The organism is Scandinavium hiltneri (assembly GCF_024764835.1).
GTDB lineage: Bacteria > Pseudomonadota > Gammaproteobacteria > Enterobacterales > Enterobacteriaceae > Scandinavium > Scandinavium hiltneri.
Genome location: NZ_JALIGE010000075.1, coordinates 83,670 through 102,369, shown reverse-complemented (window position 1 = coordinate 102,369; position 18,700 = coordinate 83,670). Strand labels below are relative to the sequence as shown.

The following is an 18,700-nucleotide window of genomic DNA, read 5'->3' as shown; positions in this document are numbered from 1 at the left end:
TTATGGCGTGACGATCAGCGGTCCGTCGGTCTCCCCGGTGGCACGCCATTGCGGAACGTACATCGATTCCACCTGTGGCACCGGAACATCGTAGGTGCCCGGCGTCACGGCGCGTGCCAGATACACCAGCGTGACGGGCTGCCCCTGGCTCACCGCTACCGCCGCAACAAAGCGATCGTCGCGGAACTCGATGTGCTGAATATCAGCCTGCTGCATTTGATTAAGCAGATTTTGCACCTCGGCTCCGTTGTCCTGAAGGCTGGCGCTACTGTTGGCCAGATTCTGGTTTTCCAGCTCAAGCCCAGCCGGGAGCAGGTCCACCACCAGCGCATCCGGTACATTCTGGCTCGCTTCTACTTCTAAATGCACCAGCACTAAATCACCGCTGCGCAGCGAAGAGAGCGATTTCAGCTGCCCATCTGCCCCCAGGAACTGGCGCGTAATGTGCAACACATTGCTGGCAGGCTTAGGGGCGTATTCCGGATAACCACTGCTGTCGAGACGTAGCCACAGGGGCTGCGTTCCGGTGTTTTTCACATTCAGTGAAGCCAGCTGATCAACCGTCAGATTGCGCGACTGGGATTTATCGGCGCTCAGCGGTTCCGCCTGAAGCGAGGTCTGCGCCTGCCAGGTGCCAGGCAAATCCTGCAAATCTTTCGCGGCCAGGAATAGCGCGTTCATCTCTTGCGTCGATAACCAGCGCTCGCCGAATGCCTGCTGTGACAGGGTGTTCAGCAACGTATTTTGCACATCCGGCAGCAGCTTGTTCTCTTCAAGCAGGCTCAGCATCAGCGCATTATCGCGAAGCACGCTGCCGTAGTCCGCCATCCAGCCGTTGTTCTCCTGACGCGGCGTGTTCTGAGCCAGTTGAATGGCCGCGTCACCGCGCGGCGCATCGCCCATCGCTTTCAGCGCCAGACCCAGTTGCATCAACGGCAGGCCCGCTTTGGCCTGAAGATGACGCTCCCAGATTTCACGCAGCGCACCCAGCGGGGCTTTCTGCTGGCGAGCCAACACCAGCGCGGCGTATGACTGCACTGCAAAACGGCTCGCCTGGCTGTCATTGGTGTAGCGAATAGTCATCAGCCCAGGCTCCTGCAAATAGCGCAACAGGCGATTATTCCCACGCGTAATCGCATCCGCCGGCACGCTGTAGCCCTGTTCGCTGGCGCGAGTCAGGAAGTCCATCACGTAGGCCGTCAGCCAGTATTCTTCTGAACCTTCTTTGTCCCACAAGGAAAAACCGCCGTCATCGCGCTGCATTTGCAACAGACGCGCGATCCCCAAATCCACCGCTGCACGGCGCTTCTCATCGGTGTCACCTGTGATGCCCAATGATTTTAGCTGCGCCGCATTGGTGTAGAGCTGCGGGAACAGGCCGCTGGCGGTTTGTTCCAGACAGCCGTAGGGGTACGCTTTCAGTTCTCGAATGTAACGCGCCAGGTTAAGCGGCGGTTTTCCGCTGAACAGCAGCTGGCTTTGCAGCGTTTCCGGAACAAACCCCTCAAGCTGTGAAGCCGGAACCGTCCAGCTTTCACCTGGCTGCAGGGCCACGCCCGCGTTAACAGTTTGCGCCGGGAAGGCCGGACGCACGCCGATTTTCCACTCTTTTTGCAGCGGAGTGAAGGTTTCGCCCGGCAGCGTCAAGCCGCTGACTGTCGCCTGCACTGACCCCTCACCAAAGCCATCGTGCGCGCTCACCGGAATGAACAGCGTTACCCGTGCGCCCGGTGAAAGTTTGCTGGGCGCTGGCTGTGCGCCTTCGAGTTGCAGCAAACCCGTTGCAGTAAGTTGCACATTCAGCGTTTGCGGCTGGTCGGTCAGGTTGGTGAGATCGAGCGTAAGACGACTGCTATCGCCGCCCGCCAGGAAGCGGGGGGTACTCAGCTCGGCAATGATTGGCGCGGCCACGACGACTTTGCTATCGCTGCTGCCGAAATCATCTGCCGTCCAGGCCTGGGCCATAACGCGTAATTCGCCGTTGAAGTCGCCAATTGGCAGCGTCACGGTGCCTTCACCTTTATCATCCAGCGTCACCGGTTGTGCCTGTTGGGCGACAATAGTGACGTGATTCACCGGCGGCTTACCGCCGCGTTTGAGTTCGTCGCCGTCACCACCAAAACGCAGGCTGGCAAGACGCCCCTGGCCTTCAATGACCTGGCCATAGATGTCGTAGATATCGGCGCCGTAGCGTTTCTGCCCAAAGAAAGCATTCCACGGATCCGGCGTGGTGTAATCGGTAATATTCAACACGCCGCTATCGACGGCGGAGACCAAAACGTTGACCTGCTTCGGTAACGCCCCCTCTTTCGCACTGGCCTTGATTTTCACCGTCAGCGGCTGGTTCGGACGCATTTTCTGCGGAGTATCCAGCGCAATATTCAGACGGCGGTTTTCATCCCCGAGCGGTAAATGCAGCAGGCCGACAGCCCGTTTTGGCGTTGCCGATTTTGATTTATCGCCAGGACGAATCACCAGAGTGCTGAGATACACATCGTGGCGGTTCCAGGTTTTATCGACCGGAATCGACAGGTCCATCCCTTGCGCAGGCACATCAATTTCCTGCCACCACAGCGGGCCTTCGCTGGATTCCACCATCGCGTAGCCTTTACCCGCCGCCGGAGCGGAGATGTGCAGCTTGATGGTGTCGCCCGGTTTATAGGCCGGTTTGTCGAGCTTCATGGTGACGCGATCCGGGCGCGCGGCCCCGGTTCCATCGCTGTTATCCTGCCAGCTGTATCCGGCCCAGAAGCGCACGCTGCTCACAGTGTCATCCGGCGCTTTGACGTCCAGACGGTATGAACCCCACTCAACCGGGAAGCTTACTTTGCCGGTTTCATTGGCTGTAAGATCCAGCGTTTGTTCGCCTTCAACCAGATCCTTTTGATCGAACTGTGACTGCCAGCCATCGCTGTCAGACCAGTTCCAGTAGTAGTCACGACGCTCGCGGATCAGACGGACCTGCAACCCTGAAACCGCTTTTTTCTCACCCTGCGCATTGGCATAAACGATATCAAACCCGGCATTGCTGTTTTCATCCACCATCGGCTGATTGGCGGTGGTGTCGGTGCGATAGTCGTAGACCGCTTTGCTGGTGAATTGAGGGCGGATCCCCGGCAGCGTTTCCGCAGGCCAGATAGCCTGTTCGGCGCGACGCGTAACCGGACGACCGCCGGACTCCAGCAGACTCGCCTGTAGGATAACCTGCAACGGAGAATGTGTTTCCTGCCACTGGCTATCGACTTTCACCTCACCACGCCCTTTGGCGTCGAGTTTGAGCTGCACTTCGTCCAGCGTACGCGAGAGATTCTCTTCGGCGATGTCACCGAACTCAAAGCCCGGCAGCGCGGTCACGGCGTCTCGCAACGGACGCAGGAACATCTTGCCCTGCAGCGCGTTGCCATTCGCCGGCGCGCCGTACAGGTAATAGCCGGTCACCGCAAAACTGACATCTTCTGCAGGCGCGAGCGGGGCTTTTTCTGGCGTCAGGTTGAGGGCCATGCGTTCTGGCATGAAATCTTCGACGTGGAAATCCCATTCGCGATTCTGGTTATCGCCCGCGCTGGCGCGAACATGCCACATTCCGGTGGCCGCCCCGGCATCCAGCGCCCAACTGAATTGGTACAGACCGTTAACGGCCTTGCTCATGACAGTGCGAACGACCTGACCGTCAGGCTGAACGACTTCAAGTTTTACCGGCTGATCGGGCAACGGCTTGCCGTCGCTATCACGCAGCAGGCCATTCACAATCACCGTTTCACCCGGACGATAAAGGTCGCGCGGGCCGAACATAAAGAACTGTTTGCTGTAACCCGGTGTACCTGCAATATCGAATTCTGACAGGTCCAGCGCCGGAAGCTTGAGATCAAGCAGCGTAGTCTGGCCGTCTTTACGCGCCAGCAACAGGGCGGAGTCTTTGTCCGTTTGCAACGAGACATGGCCTTTCGAGTCGCTGTTGGCCTGGGCCAGAGTCTGACCTTTATCATTGAGCAACTGAACGTCGATGCCACTTTGCGCCGCGCCATTTTCCAGGCTCTGAGTAAACACATCCAGACGATTATGATAATGGTGCGCGGACACCCCAATATCGCTCAGAGTGAACAGCGTCGCGGCATTGCTGTAGGTGTAATGACCGGCCTGATTCATCACCGCGATGTATACGCCCGCCTGCTGTAGCGGTTTGATATCGCTTAACGGCAACAGCAATTTTTCGCGGGTATTACGCTCAGGATTAAGATCAAAGCGCCCCGTATAGACCAGATCGGCCATTTTCAGCAGCTCATCAGATTCCCAGTTGCTGAGCGAACTGCGGTATTCCCACTGGCTGATAAAGGACGCCAGCGATTCCGGTTTAATGCGGAAGAAATTCACGTCGACGTTATTCACGTTCAACGCCATCACCGGCAGCCCTGCCACCACTTTGCCCGGCAGCAGAGAGCCACGGCTGGCAAAGCCGACGCTTGGGGCGATATCACGGGTGGCGATGTTCTGTTCGTAGGTTTTATCGAAGGTGGTTTTATTCACCGCCTCGACGTCCGGGTCGACGGTTAATACCAGATTGCGCTTGGGCTCCAGATGGCGCATGCGCAATTCTTTCAGATTAGGTGCCAGTTCCCAGGCGCCGTCCACTTTGCCGCTTTTCTTATCAACAAGGTGTACGCGGCTGGAAAAATCCTGAGCAGGATTAAGCGGGATAGAAAACGTGAGGACCAGTGTCGCAGCGCCATCGAGCTGAACTTCGGACGTATCAATCAGGGTCAGCGCTTTTCCTTTACTTTGCGCCGCCAGCTTATCCAGCGTTGCCGCACTCGGAGCAACAGGCGACGTTTTCGATGGCGTCTCAGCATCTGAAGCCGCAGGCTTCACGGTCTGCGCTTTGTCGTTATTATCACAGCCGCTTAGCGAAAATGCGGTAATCAGCGCGAGCGATAGCGCTGCCAAACGATACGGTTTCATCCTTTAACCCCTGGCCCAGAAAGCCTCAAATTTTCGTCAACACAGTATTATGCTTAATCCGGGGTTTTACCAACAGCATATAAATTCTGATAGTCGCTGCATTTCTGACATTCCCTGACTTGTCGCCTCTGGCAAAACAACCGACAATCGAAATAACCCTGGTAAAAGGAGAGCGCCATGACCACTTCCTATTTCGTTGCCGCTGACTGGCTGGCAGAACACATCCACGACCCACAGATTCAGATTATTGACGCCCGCATGGCACCTGCCGGACAGGAACATCTGCGTGATATGGCAGCTGAATACCGTACCGGACACCTGCCCGGCGCGGTGTTTTTTGATATCGAAGCGCTGTCGGACCACACCAGTTCCCTGCCGCATATGATGCCGCGCCCCGAGGCGTTCGCGGTCGCCATGCGTGAGCTTGGTATTAGCAGCGATAAACATCTGGTGGTGTACGACGAGGGCAATCTGTTCTCCGCGCCGCGTGCCTGGTGGATGCTGCGCACTTTTGGTGTGGACAACGTTTCCATTCTGGCGGGCGGCCTTGCTGGCTGGCAGCGCGATGAACTGCTGCTGGAAACGGGCGATGTCACGTTACCGGAAGGCGATTTTGAGGTGACGTTTGCGGCGGAGAATATCAAGCGCCTGACCGACGTGCTGGTCGCCAGCCACGAAGGCTCTGTCCAGTTGGTGGACGCTCGCCCGGCACCGCGTTTTAACGCACAAGCAGACGAACCGCGCCCTGGCCTGAAGCGCGGGCATATTCCTGGTGCGCATAACGTTCCGTGGGATGATTTAGTCTTTAGCGGTGAACTGAAAACGACGGATGAGCTGGAGACTATTTTTAAGCGTCAGGGCGTGGACATTAACGCCCCTATCATTGCCAGCTGTGGGTCTGGCGTAACGGCTGCGGTTGTGGTGCTGGCATTAGCCACGCTGGGTGCGCCAGACGTGACGCTGTACGACGGTTCATGGAGTGAATGGGGTGCGCGCGACGATTTACCGGTTGAACCGGCGAAGTAAGGCGCCATATTGTCCCCTTTCACACAAGGAGAGGGGACAGTGCAGGATCAGATAATCCGGTTCTGTTTGAAGTCGCGCAGGAAGCTGCCCCAGCGTTTTTCGTAGAACGGCGTGATGTGCGCCAGCATGAAGTGGCTGATGCCTTTCTCGCCTTCGACTACCTGACAAATATCAATCGGCTCATCGCCCGGCAAAGTATCCGTTGCCACACTGCCCGTCGCCTGAATCACCGCCTCGATATCATCGCCTTCGACTTCAATCCCAATCAGCAGGTTTGGCTGCTCGTCAGCGTGTTCTTTAATGGAACACAGAAACGCGCGCTTCACGGTTTTGAGCGACTTAAAGAGCGTGGTCAGGGAATCCACCATTTGGGCTGGCGGCTCGGTTACTTCGGACAGAAGCAGCGATGCGCCACCCTCCAGCACCGTTTGGGTGCTCAGCGGATTGCCTTCTTCGCCCATCAAATGACTGATTTCACGCGGGGTGAACTCTTTACCGGTTGGCAGTTTGGCATTGAGGAAAAGCGTCTCGCCGAGCGTCATTTCGAACAGCGTGCGCACCGGCATAACCACAAAGGCCTGTTCGTCAGTCACCGCCTGCTGCAGTGCTTCAAGCGAGCTGAAGAACGGCACCACCGACGTACCGTCGTCTTTTTCCCAGTGCTGGATGTCCAGCGCGCTGTCTTCGACCACCTGCTCGCCTTCCGCCGCCGTGCCTGGTACCCAGACCGTGGCCTCAAGCAGTGCGCGGAAGAAAGCCGGACGGTGCGCAGGCTCGGTCGCCGCCTGTTCCAGTAAAGTTTCTAATTCGTTTTTTTGTTCGGACATAAGCTCACTACTTTAAAAAACGCCGGGTGGCGCTGCGCTTACCCGGCCTACAAAATCCGTATGCCCGCACAAACGCAGTGCCACCCGGCCAACGAAATTCGTAGGCCCGTGCAAGCGCAGCGCCGCCGGGCAAGACGATTACTCTGCGGTCAGCAGATTCGCGATGGTACGCACACCCAGACCGGTTGCGCCTGCCGCCCATTGATCAACGGCAGATTTACGGTAGGTCGCAGAGCAGTCAATGTGCAGCCAGCCTTCGTGATAGTTTTCCACGAAATGAGACAGGAAGCCTGCCGCGGTGCTTGCACCTGCCGGGAAAGCAGCGCTGGCGGTGTTGTTCAGCTCAGCAAAGTTTGACGGCAGCTGGCTGCGGTGGAATTCCGCCAGCGGCAGACGCCAGAACGGTTCGTTTTCCGCCGCGGCGCTGGCCATCAGGCGTGCAGCCAGTTTGTCATCGAAGCTGAACAGCGCGTGGTAATCATTACCCAACGCCGTTTTCGCCGCACCGGTCAGGGTCGCCGCGTCGATAATCAGCTCAGGCTTCTGCGCACAAGCGTCGATCAGGCCATCGGCCAGCACCAGACGGCCTTCGGCGTCGGTGTTCATCACTTCGACTTTTTTGCCGTTGCGATAGCTAATGATGTCGCCCAGTTTGAACGCGTTGCCGCTGACCATGTTGTCTGCACAGCACAGGTACAGCTTCACGCGTTTGTTCAGGCCACGAGTAATGGCGAATGCCAGTGCGCCCGTCACCAGCGCCGCGCCGCCCATGTCGGACTTCATGGAGTCCATGAACGCGCTTTGCTTGAGGCTGTAACCGCCGGTATCGAAGGTGATACCTTTGCCCACGAGACAGGCGTAAACCGGCGCGTCAGCGTCGCCGGTTGGGTTGTAATCCAGCGCCAGCAGAACCGGTGGGCGGTCAGAACCGCGACCAACGGTGTGGATCCCCATGTAGCCCTGCTCGCGCAGATCTTCACCTTTGGTGATGCGGTAATGTACGTTGTCGCAGCCAAAGCGGCATAGCAGGTCAACCGCGCGTGCGGCTAACTGTTCAGGACCGAGTTCTTCGGCAGAAGCGTTGATCGTGTCTCGTACCCAGTCAACGATCGCCAGACGGTTATCGAGTTCGCTTTTCTGTGCATCATCCAGTGCCGCCCAGTCTACATTACGGCTGCCTTTCGGCCCTTTGTAACCCGCCCAGAAAGCCCAGCTGCGCTCGGTATCCCAGCCTTCACCCGCCAGCGCAACATGCTTAATGCCCATGCCGTCAATTTTACGCGCCGCACGTTGAATCAAACCGGCATCGTCTTTGCCGTTCAGGTGCAGGGTGATGCCGTCATTGTTAATGCTATAAGTGGCTTTTTCGCCCCAGCGCGCATCGGCAGGCTGGGTCGACAGCGTAATCTTCATCGCTTCGGTCATTGTCTTATCCTTATTGAGCAAACGGGCCGCCAGAGGCAGCCCGTTAGATGAATCATTCTGCTTCGTCTAACCAGACTAACAGAATCGCCTCGAGAATTTTTTCATTGGATGCGTTGGGATCATCCTCAAAATCTTCCAGAGCGCAAATCCACTGATGCATATCTGTGAAGCGAACGGTTTTCGGATCGGTATCCGGATACGCATCGTACAATGCTTCGCCGATTTCACGGCTGTCGGTCCATTTCAGCGCCATAATCAGTGCTCGCGTGCGTGGTTGATGGTGTAACGCGGCATCTCGACCACCAGATCTTCATCGGTGACGCGCGCCTGACAGCTTAAGCGGCTTTCCGGTTCCAGACCCCAGGCTTTGTCGAGCATGTCATCTTCGTCTTCGGTACTTTCCGGCAGCGAATCGAAGCCTTCACGAACGACGCAGTGGCAGGTCGTGCAGGCACAGGATTTCTCACAGGCGTGTTCAATCTCGATCCCGTTGCGCAGGGCAACATCCAGAATGGTTTCACCGCATTGAGCTTCCAGAACTGCGCCATCCGGACAGAGATCCTGATGTGGCAGAAAAACAATCTTTGGCATATTAAACCTCGTCCACGGACTGGCCTTTCAGCGCTTTACGGACCGACTGGTCCATACGGCGTGCGGCAAATTCCTGGGTTTGTGTGTCGATATTTTTAATGGCTTCTTTTATGGCATCGGCATCATCGCCAACGGCGGCTTTCTGCAGAACAGAAACTCCGTCGTCAATTGCCTGGCGTTCTTCAACGCTGAGCAGCGCGGCATCGGCTGCCAGGGCGCTGTTCAGACTTTCCAGTACGCGAGCCGCTTCCACTTTTTGCTCAGCAAGCATGCGCGCCTGGACGTCATGTTCGGCGAAACTCATTGAGTCTTTGATCATGGTGGCGATTTCAGTGTCGCTCAGACCATAAGACGGTTTCACCTGAATAGAGGATTCTACGCCGGTCGATTTTTCCATCGCCGTGACGCTCAGCAAGCCGTCCGCATCCACCTGGAAGGTGACGCGAATATGTGCCCCGCCTGCGGGCATCGCCGGAATACCGCGCAGCGCAAAACGCGCCAGAGAGCGGCAATCCTGTACCAGCTCGCGCTCACCTTGCAACACGTGGATGGACATTGCGGTCTGGCCGTCTTTAAAGGTGGTGAACTCCTGCGCACGCGCCACCGGAATGGTGGTGTTACGCGGGATGACTTTCTCCACCAGGCCGCCCATGGTCTCAAGACCCAGCGACAGCGGGATAACGTCCAGCAGCAACATTTCACTGTCCGGCTTGTTACCGACCAGAATATCGGCCTGAATCGCCGCGCCAATGGCGACCACTTTATCCGGGTCGATAGAGGTCAGCGGCGTGCGGCCAAAGAATTCGCCGACGCGTTCACGTACTAACGGTACGCGGGTCGAACCGCCCACCATAACGACATCTTTAACCTCTTCGTTTTCGACGCCCGCATCTTTCAGCGCGCGACGACAGGCCAGCAGCGTGCGTTTCACCAGCGCAGCAATCAGCTCGTTGAACTGCGCGCGGGTGATGTCGCCCTGCCAGCCTGCCACGTCAACGTGAACGCTGTCGGCATCGCTGAGGGCAATTTTGGCGGCGATAGCGGCGTCTAACAGTTCGCGTTGCACGCGGTTATCGGAACGGTCGGCAATCCCCGCCTGTTCACGGATGAAATCCGCCAGCAGGTGGTCGAAGTCGTCGCCACCGAGAGCTGAATCACCACCAGTCGCCAGCACTTCGAACACGCCACGGCTGAGGCGCAGAATAGAAATATCAAACGTGCCGCCGCCAAGATCGTAAACGGCAATGACGCCTTCCTGGCCGGAATCCAGACCGTAAGCGATGGCCGCAGCAGTCGGCTCATTCAGCAAACGCAGCACGTGCAGGCCCGCCAGACGTGCGGCATCTTTGGTGCCCTGACGCTGAGCATCGTCGAAATAAGCCGGGACGGTTATCACCACGCCATCGAGTTCGCCTTCCAGCGTTTCGGTCGCACGGGCAGACAGGGCTTTGAGGATATCCGCGGAGATACGAATCGGGTTCAGCAAACCGGCGTTGGTCGACAGCATCGGCAGCCCGTTTTCACTTGCCTGGAGCTGATAAGGCAGATGTGGATAGCGCGCCTGCACGTCGGCAAGTGAGCGGCCCATCAGGCGTTTTACAGAGCTGATGGTGTTGACCGGGTCCAGCGCGGCATTGGCGCGAGCGTCATAGCCCACGTCATGTCCCTGCGCCTGGTAATGCACGACCGAGGGCAGCAGATGACGCCCCTGGCTATCGGCCAATGTTTCAGCCTGACCGCTACGCACGGTAGCGACCAGTGAATTGGTGGTGCCTAAGTCGATGCCCGCCGCCAGACGACGCTGGTGCGGCGCGGCACTCAGACCAGGCTCACTGATTTGTAATAAGGCCATAATAATTAAGCTTCCAAAATCAATTACTCGTCATCATTCATGCCACAACCGCGTTGACTTCCTCGCTCCCCCAGTCACTTACTTTTGTAAGCTCCTGCGGAGTCGCTGCGTTGCCGCCTTGTTGCAACCCGAATGATTTAGAGTAAGAAGAGCTTTTCTTCGAGTTGTTCTGCTGAGCTTCGCAGTTTATCGAGAAAACGCAGTTTACGCACGGTATCCGCCGCGCTATCCCACGCTTCATTATCGAGTTCCGCGACCATCTGCTGATGGCGCGTGTCAAACATGCCTTTCACACGGCGCATAAACGCATCCAGACGGGAGCTGTCTTTGGCGCGGTCAATCTCATCGAGCTCTTCACGCAGCTCCAGTTGTTCCATCAGAAACGCCGTGTCGCGCACCGTGTGCTGCTCGCTCGCCAAATCAAAACCGTGCAGTGACAGCAGATATTCCGCGCGCATCAGCGGGTGGCGAAGAGTTTGCCACGCCTGATTAATGGTTGCGGATTGCTGCACCGACGCAAGCTGGTCGGCGGAAGAGTGGCTGGCGAATTTGTCCGGATGGAACTGGCGCTGTAAATCCTGAAAGCGCGTGGCGAGCTGCTGGCTATCGAGGTGATAAGAGGCAGGCAGGCCAAAGAGAGTGAAGTAGTCCATAGCTATCTCTGAAAAAGCAAACCCCACAAGCAGCCTGGCCACCGTGGGGTTATCTTACGCGTGATTAAACGTGGAAGCTTTCGCCGCAACCGCACTCGTCTTTAACGTTCGGGTTAGTAAATTTAAACCCTTCGTTGAGGCCTTCTTTTACGAAGTCCAGTTCAGTGCCGTTGAGGAACTGCAGGCTTTTGCCATCGACCACAACCTTCACGCCTTTGTCTTCAAACACCGTGTCTTCGGCGTCCGGTTGATCAACAAATTCCAGCACGTAGGCCATACCAGAGCAACCGGAAGTCCGCACGCCCAGACGCAGACCGAAGCCTTTGCCACGGTTGGACAGGAAGGAACTGACTCGTGCAGCAGCGCTGTCGCTTAGGGTTATCGACATAAAAAACCTCAGATCTTATTTAGCTTCACGTTTGCTTTTATAGTCCGCAATGGCGGCTTTGATCGCGTCTTCTGCCAGGATAGAACAGTGAATTTTCACCGGTGGCAGTTCGAGTTCTTCGGCAATATCAGTGTTCTTGATAGCCTGTGCTTCGTCCAGGGATTTACCCTTCACCCACTCGGTCACGAGGGAGCTGGAGGCGATAGCAGAACCGCAGCCGTAGGTCTTGAAGCGCGCGTCCTCAATGATACCTTCATTGTTGACTTTAATCTGCAACTTCATCACGTCGCCGCAGGCCGGTGCGCCGACCATGCCGCTGCCGACGCTGTCGTCGCTGTTATCAAACGAGCCGACGTTGCGTGGATTCTCGTAATGATCGATAACTTTTTCGCTGTAAGCCATTTTGAATTCTCCTGTCTACCGATTAATGATGCGACCATTCGATGCTGTTGATATCCACGCCCTGCTTGAACATATCCCACAGTGGAGAGAGTTCACGCAGACGACCGATGGATTTCTGTACCAGCACGATGGTGTAGTCGATCTCTTCTTCGGTAGTGAAACGACCTAAAGAGAAACGGATGGAGCTGTGTGCCAGCTCGTCAGTCATGCCCAGCGCACGCAGTACGTAAGACGGCTCAAGGCTCGCAGACGTACAGGCGGAACCGGAAGACACGGCCAGATCTTTCAGGGCCATGATCAGTGACTCGCCTTCAACGTAGTTAAAGCTGACGTTGAGGATGTTTGGCGCGCCCTGCTCGAGGTCACCGTTCAGGTAAACCTCTTCCATGTCTTTTACGCCTTCCCACAGACGGTTACGCAGAGTGCGCAGACGCGCCATCTCGGTTTCCATCTCTTCTTTGGCAATGCGGTAAGCTTCACCCATGCCCACAATCTGGTGCACAGGCAGCGTACCGGAACGCATACCGCGCTCGTGACCGCCGCCGTGGATCTGCGCTTCGATACGGATACGGGGTTTACGACGCACGTACAGCGCGCCGATACCTTTCGGGCCGTAGATTTTGTGACCCGAGAAGGACATCAGGTCAACTTTCAGCTGGCTCAGATCGATAGGCAGTTTGCCCACGCTCTGGGTCGCATCAACGTGGTAGATAATACCGCGTGAACGGCACAGTTCGCCGATAGTCGCGATATCCTGCACCACGCCGATTTCGTTATTCACGTGCATGATGGAAACGAGGACGGTGTCATCACGCATCGCCGCTTCGAGTTCTTTCAGGTCAATAATACCGTTGCGCTGTGGGGCGAGGTAAGTCACTTCAAACCCTTCGCGCTCGAGCTGACGACAGGTGTCGAGAACCGCTTTGTGTTCGGTTTTGCTGGTGATGACGTGCTTGCCTTTTTTCTGGTAGAAGTTGGCCGCACCTTTAATTGCCAGGTTGTCAGATTCGGTCGCACCAGAGGTAAAGACGATTTCGCGTGGGTCAGCGCCCACAAGCTCTGCAATCTGATTACGGGCGATATCTACCGCCTCTTCAGCATGCCAGCCAAAACGGTGTGAACGGGAAGCCGGGTTACCAAAGTTTCCGTCCAGGGTAAGGCACTGCATCATCTTCTCGGCAACACGCGGGTCCACCGGCGTGGTTGCGGAGTAGTCGAGATAAATCGGTAATTTCATTGCTCTTAAACTCCGTACATCACTCAATGCAATGAACCAGGCAACCGGCTGGATGTACGACCGTGTTTACGGGGCTTAGCGCCCCGGCCTGATTCTGAAATTCTATTATTATATTTACCCAAATCGTTCGTGTTGCAGCAAGGCGGCAAACTTGAGAGTCCCCAAGAGCTTACATCAAGTAAGTGACTGGGGCGAGCAAGTGCGGCCAACGCAGTTGCAGCCCGAAAGATGACGGGTAAATTATGCGCGCAATTTGACGTCGATTGAGTCTTGTCCGCGGGTACTGCGATGGGACTCTTGCGTGTGCTGACGGTCAGCGACGTCCAGCACTTCCTGGTTATTCACCAGCTCACCAAGGGTGATGTTATTCAGGAAACCGGTCAGACGATCGCTCAGATCGCGCCACAGCGCGTGGGTCAGGCATTTATCGCCGCCCTGGCAGCCGCCTTTACCCTGACAACGGGTGGCGTCTACGGATTCATCGACTGCGCTGATCACTTCGCCAACGGCGATGCTACCGGCTTCTTTACCCAGCAGATAACCGCCGCCCGGGCCACGTACGCTGGACACCAGTCCATTTTTACGCAGGCGGGAGAACAACTGTTCCAGGTAGGAAAGTGAAATTCCCTGACGTTCAGAAATATCGGCCAACGGTACCGGGCCCGATTCGGAGTTGAGCGCAACGTCCAGCATCGCGGTCACGGCATAACGCCCTTTAGATGTCAGTCTCATGTCTTACTTAACCTCAAACTCGCCCCTGCCCGGGGGTGTTATTAAAATGTATGTATTGCATAGCAGGAGGAAGTCTGACATTCCTGACTAAAACAGTCAACTATTTACCTGACTGTTTTAGTCAGGTATTTAACCATCCGTGCGCTCTCGGTTTTCAGGCGTATTTTACCCGATAGCGCTTCGCTTGCGCAGGCCTACGAATTCGAGCCGTAGGCCCGGTCAGCGCAGCGCCACCGGGTACCGGCATTACTGTTCTTTATTCTTCTGCTCAATCGATGCCAGCATCCCGCGCAGGATATTCAGCTCCTGGCTTTCCGGGCGCGCACGGGTAAACAGACGACGCAGTTTGTTCATCACCTGCCCCGGATGCGTGGCACGAATGAAGCCGGTCGACAGCAGCGTTTGCTCGAGGTGACCGTAGAAACGCTCCAGATCGTCCACCAGCGGGTACGCCACTTCTTCGGCTTCCGCTTCACTGCTTTCTTCTTTTTCCTGAGAAGCCAGCCATGCCATACGTACTTCGTAGGCAATCACCTGTACCGCCATCGCCAGGTTCAGCGAGCTGTATTCCGGATTCGCGGCAATCGCCACGTGGTAGTGACACTTTTGCAGTTCGTCGTTGGTCAGGCCCACGCGTTCGCGGCCAAATACCAGTGCGACCGGCGCCTGAGCGGCTTCGCCCACGCTTTTCAGCCCACATTCACGCGGGTCGAGCATCGGCCACGGCAGCGTACGAGAACGCGCGCTGGTGCCGACCACGAGGCTACAGCCTGCCAGCGCATCATCGAGAGTATCGACGATTTGCGCGTTGCCAATCACATCGCTGGCACCGGCCGCCAGCGCGATAGCCTGAGAGTCAGGCTTCACCAGTGGATTAACCAGCCAAAGGTTAGTTAACCCCATGGTTTTCATGGCGCGGGCCACGGAGCCCATGTTGCCAGTGTGGGAAGTTTCTACCAGTACGATTCGAATATTTTGCAGCATTGTCATTCTTCGGCTAAAGATTATTCACCCATATTATCATAAAGCGAAGACAGAAACCGAATTCGCTGCTATGATGTGCGCCGTTTTTCCCGTTCTTTAACATCCAGTGAGAGTGACCGATGCAACATCCTATGTTGACCATCGCCGTGCGCGCAGCGCGCAAGGCGGGTAATGTTATTGCCAAGCACTACGAGACCCCAGATTCCGTAGAAACCAGCCAGAAAGGCAGCAATGACTTCGTGACGAATGTCGATAAAGCCGCAGAAGCGATTATTATCGAAACTATCCGTAAATCTTACCCGCAGCACACTATTATCGCCGAAGAGTCTGGCGAAGTAGCAGGCGAAGATCAGGATGTTCAATGGGTTATCGATCCACTGGATGGCACCACCAACTTCGTAAAACGTCTTCCTCATTTCTCTGTATCCATTGCCGTACGCATTAAAGGCCGTACTGAAGTGGCTGTGGTTTACGATCCAATGCGTAACGAACTGTTCACTGCGACCCGCGGTCAGGGCGCACAGCTGAACGGCTACCGTCTGCGCGGCACCAATGCCCGCGATCTGGACGGCACCATTCTGGCGACCGGCTTCCCGTTCAAAGCTAAACAGCACGCTCCGGCTTATATGAATATTCTGGGTAAACTGTTCACCGAGTGCGCTGACTTCCGCCGCTCCGGTTCCGCTGCGCTGGACCTGGCCTATGTGGCTGCGGGCCGCGTTGACGGTTACTTCGAACTGGGCCTGAAGCCATGGGATTTCGCAGCAGGCGAGCTGATTGCACGTGAAGCCGGTGCGTTGGTCTGTGATTTCACTGGCGGTCATAACTTCATGTCTACCGGTAACATCGTGGCAGGCAACCCACGCGTCGTGAAAGCGATGCTGGCAAGCATGCGTGATGAACTGAGCGAAGCGCTGAAGCGTTAATTCTGTTTGTTAAGCCCGGTGGCGCTCACGCTTACCGGGCCTACGCGACCACTAGCCCGGTAAGCGCAGCGCCATCCGGCAATCTCAAAACGGCCTCAACCCCCTGCCCTCCGGCACCGCACTGAGCCACATCATCACCGCCGCAACCACCAGTTATATTTCTTGTGATTAAATCTGTGTTAATAAAAACAATTTTTATATATTGCTGAGTAATTCAGTGCTATTAAGAGAAGCTTTAACTAACAACGCTCACCCTTCAAATAACATCGATTTTATTTCAATGCCCCCCCTCACTTATTAATTTACAAATAATATATTGCGCATTTTTTTCAGAGCCATAAAGTTAGTCATCAATGATGACGTAATTACTTTGCAAAGGATGCAAAATGAGTAATGGCTATGGATTTTATAATCTCTTAGATCTCAAACCTGACGACAATATAAACAAATACATATTAAATATTAATATTAACGACGCCATCAAAGAGCTAGATGTGGAATCGTTTGAAGGGATAGAAAGTCTCAGTAAACCCTATAGCTACCGAATTAGATTCACTTCACCAATAAAAGATATCCCTCGTGAATCAATCCTGAATCTCCCCGCATCATTCAAAATAAGAGCGCCTAATCATAGCTGGAGTAAATACATTCCTGGTGAAGAGAAATGGCTCGTAGAGAGACAGCTGGAAGGTGTCGTCACCTCCTTTTCTCTTATCAGCACATCAGCAGATGAATCACTGTATGAAATTACACTGGATAACAAGCTAGCTCTGTTAGAGAGGCGTAAACGTTCGGCCATTTATCTCAATACCAATGTTCCCGAACTGGTAACAAAGATACTGAAAGAACATCATTTTCACGGTTATGAAATCGACTTTGACAGACTTCTCTGTATCTATCCCGACCGGGAAATGATCGTGCAGTGGGGTGAATCAGACCTGAAATTTATCAGCCGTTTACTATCAGAAGTTGGGATCTGGTTCCGCTTTGAGAATCATAAAGACCATCCAGATATCATCGTTGTCATATTCAGCGATTCGCAAAACCGGTACATCTTTGATCAGAAGATTTTGCACGCCTCCCACGCCGGATTAACCAGTAAAGACTACTCAATAGACAAGCTCGTTTCGCGTTATCGCGTCGTGTCAGCTGGCGTCCAGGCAAAGAATTTTGATTATCGGCTGCCAAATACACAGATCCTGGATGTAGAAGCCGATGTTACCAGACAAGACAGCACCACATACGGTACAGACTATCGCTACGCTGATATTCACCATGAAACCGGATCGCAATTCGAACAAACACACTCCGGCGAATCAAGCTGGTTCTATGCCCGACTTCACCATGAAATTTTACTGAATAACCAGGCGGTTTTAAGTGGGAATACCACAAGCCCGCTGATCACACCGGGAATGGTTGTTGAGATAGAAGGAACTATCCCGGATGCGTTTACCGCGGGTTTTGTTGTCACAGCACTGGTGGTTACAGCCAAACGTGATAACGCCCTACAAGCTGATCTATTAGGTATCCCGTACAGTGAATCAGTTTGCTTTCGCCCGGAGCCAGTACCCCGCCCTCGTATAATGGGCACTGTACCCGCTATCGTTTCATCGACTAAGAGCAATGACCTTTATAGCCATATCGACGTACAGGGCCGCTATTGGGTTAAGTTTGATTTTGACATCGATGAACAGGAGAAAGGCTACGAGAGTATGCCCGTTCGACTGGCACGGGTTTATGCAGGTGATACGTATGGCCATCATTTTCCGCTTATTCAGGGCACTGAGGTCGCCATCGCATTCGAAGGGGGTGATCCCGAACGGCCTTACATTGCGCATGCTCTCCACCACGCCCCGAAACCTGATCTGGTAAACAGCCGCAACAACACCCGCAACGTTATCAGAACGGCGGGCCTGAATAAGCTCAGGATGGAAGATAAGCGGGGGCAGGAACACGTCAAGCTCAGTACAGAGTATGCAAAGACTCAGCTCAATATGGGCCACCTGGTAGACGCAGCAGGTAAACAACGCGGTGAAGGTGCAGAACTCCGCACTGACGACCGGGCAATCGTCCGGGCCGCGAAAGGGATAATGCTGACAACTGACCCGCAGGTGAAAGCGCAGGGCAAGCAGCTCGATATGAATGCCGTAGTAGAACAGCTACAGAGTGCGCTGACCCTTGCGACATCATTACAACAAAGCGCGACCACAGCGCAGGCATTTAACGTTGATACCGGGCCACAGCAGGAGCTTAATGCCATGCTTGACCAGCTCACACAACCGGGGCTGGTGGCTTATGCCGATAAAGGGATGGCACATGTCACCCCGGAAACGCTTGCCCTGTCAGCAGGTAAAGACCTGTCACTGAATGCATCTAATAATGGCAGCATAAACATCTTTAAAAAATTATCGCTCGCGGTCGGGCAAGGCTTGTCTCTTTTCTCCAGGGCTATCGGGATTAAAATCATTGCCGCTAAAGATGATATATCCGTGCAGGCCCAACGCGGAGAGATGGGCATGTTATCTGATAGAGATTTTCATATCCAGAGTATGAACGGGAATGTCACCGTGAGCGCTAAAAAGAATATCCAGTTAATGTGTGGTGGTGGCGGAATTCGAATTAGTGAAGATGGTTCAGTAAAAATATTTTCTCCCGCAAAGTGCAGCTTAAGGGCGTGGAATTAGACTGGAGCGGCCCGGAA

Annotated in this window: 15 protein-coding genes; 3 read left to right on the top strand and 12 right to left on the bottom strand. The window is 55.0% G+C overall.

Translation table 11 applies throughout. The features are described 5' to 3' along the window. Positions 1 to 4,956: an alpha-2-macroglobulin family protein gene (locus tag MUU47_RS15540; protein ID WP_258989065.1), complete on the bottom strand. Its 4,956-nt coding sequence runs from the start codon at positions 4,954 to 4,956 to the stop codon at positions 1 to 3. 177 nt (positions 4,957 to 5,133) lie between these two features. Between MUU47_RS15540 and sseA the strand changes: the two genes are divergently transcribed. Next, positions 5,134 to 5,982 (top strand): 3-mercaptopyruvate sulfurtransferase, encoded by an 849-nt coding sequence (gene sseA, locus MUU47_RS15535; protein ID WP_258989064.1) that lies wholly within the window; start codon positions 5,134 to 5,136, stop codon positions 5,980 to 5,982. Between the two features lie 47 nt (positions 5,983 to 6,029). Here the strand turns inward: sseA and sseB are convergent, their stop codons facing one another. From sseB to trmJ, 11 genes are all read right to left on the bottom strand, one after another. Further along, entirely contained in the window at positions 6,030 to 6,809 is a 780-nt protein-coding gene (gene sseB, locus MUU47_RS15530; protein WP_133460568.1) for an enhanced serine sensitivity protein SseB, read from the bottom strand. A 138-nt stretch (positions 6,810 to 6,947) separates the two neighbouring features. After that, positions 6,948 to 8,234, bottom strand: coding sequence for an aminopeptidase PepB (pepB, locus tag MUU47_RS15525; RefSeq protein ID WP_258989063.1), 1,287 nt, complete (start codon positions 8,232 to 8,234; stop codon positions 6,948 to 6,950). Positions 8,235 to 8,286: 52 nt separating this feature from the next. Beyond that, on the bottom strand, positions 8,287 to 8,487 hold the full coding sequence (gene iscX / locus MUU47_RS15520) for a Fe-S cluster assembly protein IscX (protein ID WP_110508915.1): 201 nt from the start codon (positions 8,485 to 8,487) through the stop codon (positions 8,287 to 8,289). A 2-nt stretch (positions 8,488 to 8,489) separates the two neighbouring features. After that, positions 8,490 to 8,825 carry an ISC system 2Fe-2S type ferredoxin gene (gene fdx, locus MUU47_RS15515; protein WP_159776243.1) on the bottom strand — a complete coding sequence of 112 codons (336 nt, stop codon included), beginning with the start codon at positions 8,823 to 8,825 and terminating at the stop codon, positions 8,490 to 8,492. A 1-nt stretch (position 8,826) separates the two neighbouring features. Further along, complete coding sequence (gene hscA / locus MUU47_RS15510; RefSeq protein WP_258989062.1) at positions 8,827 to 10,677, bottom strand: Fe-S protein assembly chaperone HscA; 1,851 nt, start codon at positions 10,675 to 10,677, stop codon at positions 8,827 to 8,829. A 137-nt stretch (positions 10,678 to 10,814) separates the two neighbouring features. Further along, a complete protein-coding gene (hscB, locus tag MUU47_RS15505; protein ID WP_258989061.1) occupies positions 10,815 to 11,330 on the bottom strand; it encodes a co-chaperone HscB in 516 nt (171 codons plus the stop codon). Between the two features lie 64 nt (positions 11,331 to 11,394). Beyond that, positions 11,395 to 11,718 carry an iron-sulfur cluster assembly protein IscA gene (gene iscA / locus MUU47_RS15500; RefSeq protein ID WP_110508907.1) on the bottom strand — a complete coding sequence of 108 codons (324 nt, stop codon included), beginning with the start codon at positions 11,716 to 11,718 and terminating at the stop codon, positions 11,395 to 11,397. Between the two features lie 15 nt (positions 11,719 to 11,733). Further along, positions 11,734 to 12,120: a Fe-S cluster assembly scaffold IscU gene (gene iscU / locus MUU47_RS15495; protein ID WP_015703172.1), complete on the bottom strand. Its 387-nt coding sequence runs from the start codon at positions 12,118 to 12,120 to the stop codon at positions 11,734 to 11,736. Between the two features lie 22 nt (positions 12,121 to 12,142). Next, entirely contained in the window at positions 12,143 to 13,357 is a 1,215-nt protein-coding gene (locus tag MUU47_RS15490) for an IscS subfamily cysteine desulfurase (RefSeq protein ID WP_258989059.1), read from the bottom strand. A gap of 240 nt (positions 13,358 to 13,597) precedes the next feature. Further along, complete coding sequence (gene iscR, locus MUU47_RS15485) at positions 13,598 to 14,089, bottom strand: Fe-S cluster assembly transcriptional regulator IscR (protein ID WP_258989056.1); 492 nt, start codon at positions 14,087 to 14,089, stop codon at positions 13,598 to 13,600. A 246-nt stretch (positions 14,090 to 14,335) separates the two neighbouring features. After that, positions 14,336 to 15,073, bottom strand: coding sequence for a tRNA (cytosine(32)/uridine(32)-2'-O)-methyltransferase TrmJ (gene trmJ, locus MUU47_RS15480; RefSeq protein WP_258968032.1), 738 nt, complete (start codon positions 15,071 to 15,073; stop codon positions 14,336 to 14,338). Between the two features lie 119 nt (positions 15,074 to 15,192). Here trmJ and suhB point away from each other — a divergent pair, with 119 nt between their 5' ends. Then, positions 15,193 to 15,999 (top strand): inositol-1-monophosphatase, encoded by an 807-nt coding sequence (suhB, locus tag MUU47_RS15475; protein ID WP_110508899.1) that lies wholly within the window; start codon positions 15,193 to 15,195, stop codon positions 15,997 to 15,999. Between the two features lie 386 nt (positions 16,000 to 16,385). Beyond that, positions 16,386 to 18,683, top strand: a complete 2,298-nt coding sequence (locus MUU47_RS15470) for a type VI secretion system Vgr family protein (RefSeq protein WP_258989054.1) — start codon at positions 16,386 to 16,388, stop codon at positions 18,681 to 18,683. Positions 18,684 to 18,700: the final 17 nt, after the last annotated feature.

Bases quoted from the DNA above. Each gene is read 5' to 3' on its own strand.
- MUU47_RS15540 (WP_258989065.1), bottom strand. From the start codon at position 4,956: ATGAAACCGTATCGTTTGGCAGCGCTATCGCTCGCGCTGATTACCGCA.
- sseA (WP_258989064.1), top strand. From the start codon at position 5,134: ATGACCACTTCCTATTTCGTTGCCGCTGACTGGCTGGCAGAACACATC.
- sseB (WP_133460568.1), bottom strand. From the start codon at position 6,809: ATGTCCGAACAAAAAAACGAATTAGAAACTTTACTGGAACAGGCGGCG.
- pepB (WP_258989063.1), bottom strand. From the start codon at position 8,234: ATGACCGAAGCGATGAAGATTACGCTGTCGACCCAGCCTGCCGATGCG.
- iscX (WP_110508915.1), bottom strand. From the start codon at position 8,487: ATGGCGCTGAAATGGACCGACAGCCGTGAAATCGGCGAAGCATTGTAC.
- fdx (WP_159776243.1), bottom strand. From the start codon at position 8,825: ATGCCAAAGATTGTTTTTCTGCCACATCAGGATCTCTGTCCGGATGGC.
- hscA (WP_258989062.1), bottom strand. From the start codon at position 10,677: ATGGCCTTATTACAAATCAGTGAGCCTGGTCTGAGTGCCGCGCCGCAC.
- hscB (WP_258989061.1), bottom strand. From the start codon at position 11,330: ATGGACTACTTCACTCTCTTTGGCCTGCCTGCCTCTTATCACCTCGAT.
- iscA (WP_110508907.1), bottom strand. From the start codon at position 11,718: ATGTCGATAACCCTAAGCGACAGCGCTGCTGCACGAGTCAGTTCCTTC.
- iscU (WP_015703172.1), bottom strand. From the start codon at position 12,120: ATGGCTTACAGCGAAAAAGTTATCGATCATTACGAGAATCCACGCAAC.
- MUU47_RS15490 (WP_258989059.1), bottom strand. From the start codon at position 13,357: ATGAAATTACCGATTTATCTCGACTACTCCGCAACCACGCCGGTGGAC.
- iscR (WP_258989056.1), bottom strand. From the start codon at position 14,089: ATGAGACTGACATCTAAAGGGCGTTATGCCGTGACCGCGATGCTGGAC.
- trmJ (WP_258968032.1), bottom strand. From the start codon at position 15,073: ATGCTGCAAAATATTCGAATCGTACTGGTAGAAACTTCCCACACTGGC.
- suhB (WP_110508899.1), top strand. From the start codon at position 15,193: ATGCAACATCCTATGTTGACCATCGCCGTGCGCGCAGCGCGCAAGGCG.
- MUU47_RS15470 (WP_258989054.1), top strand. From the start codon at position 16,386: ATGAGTAATGGCTATGGATTTTATAATCTCTTAGATCTCAAACCTGAC.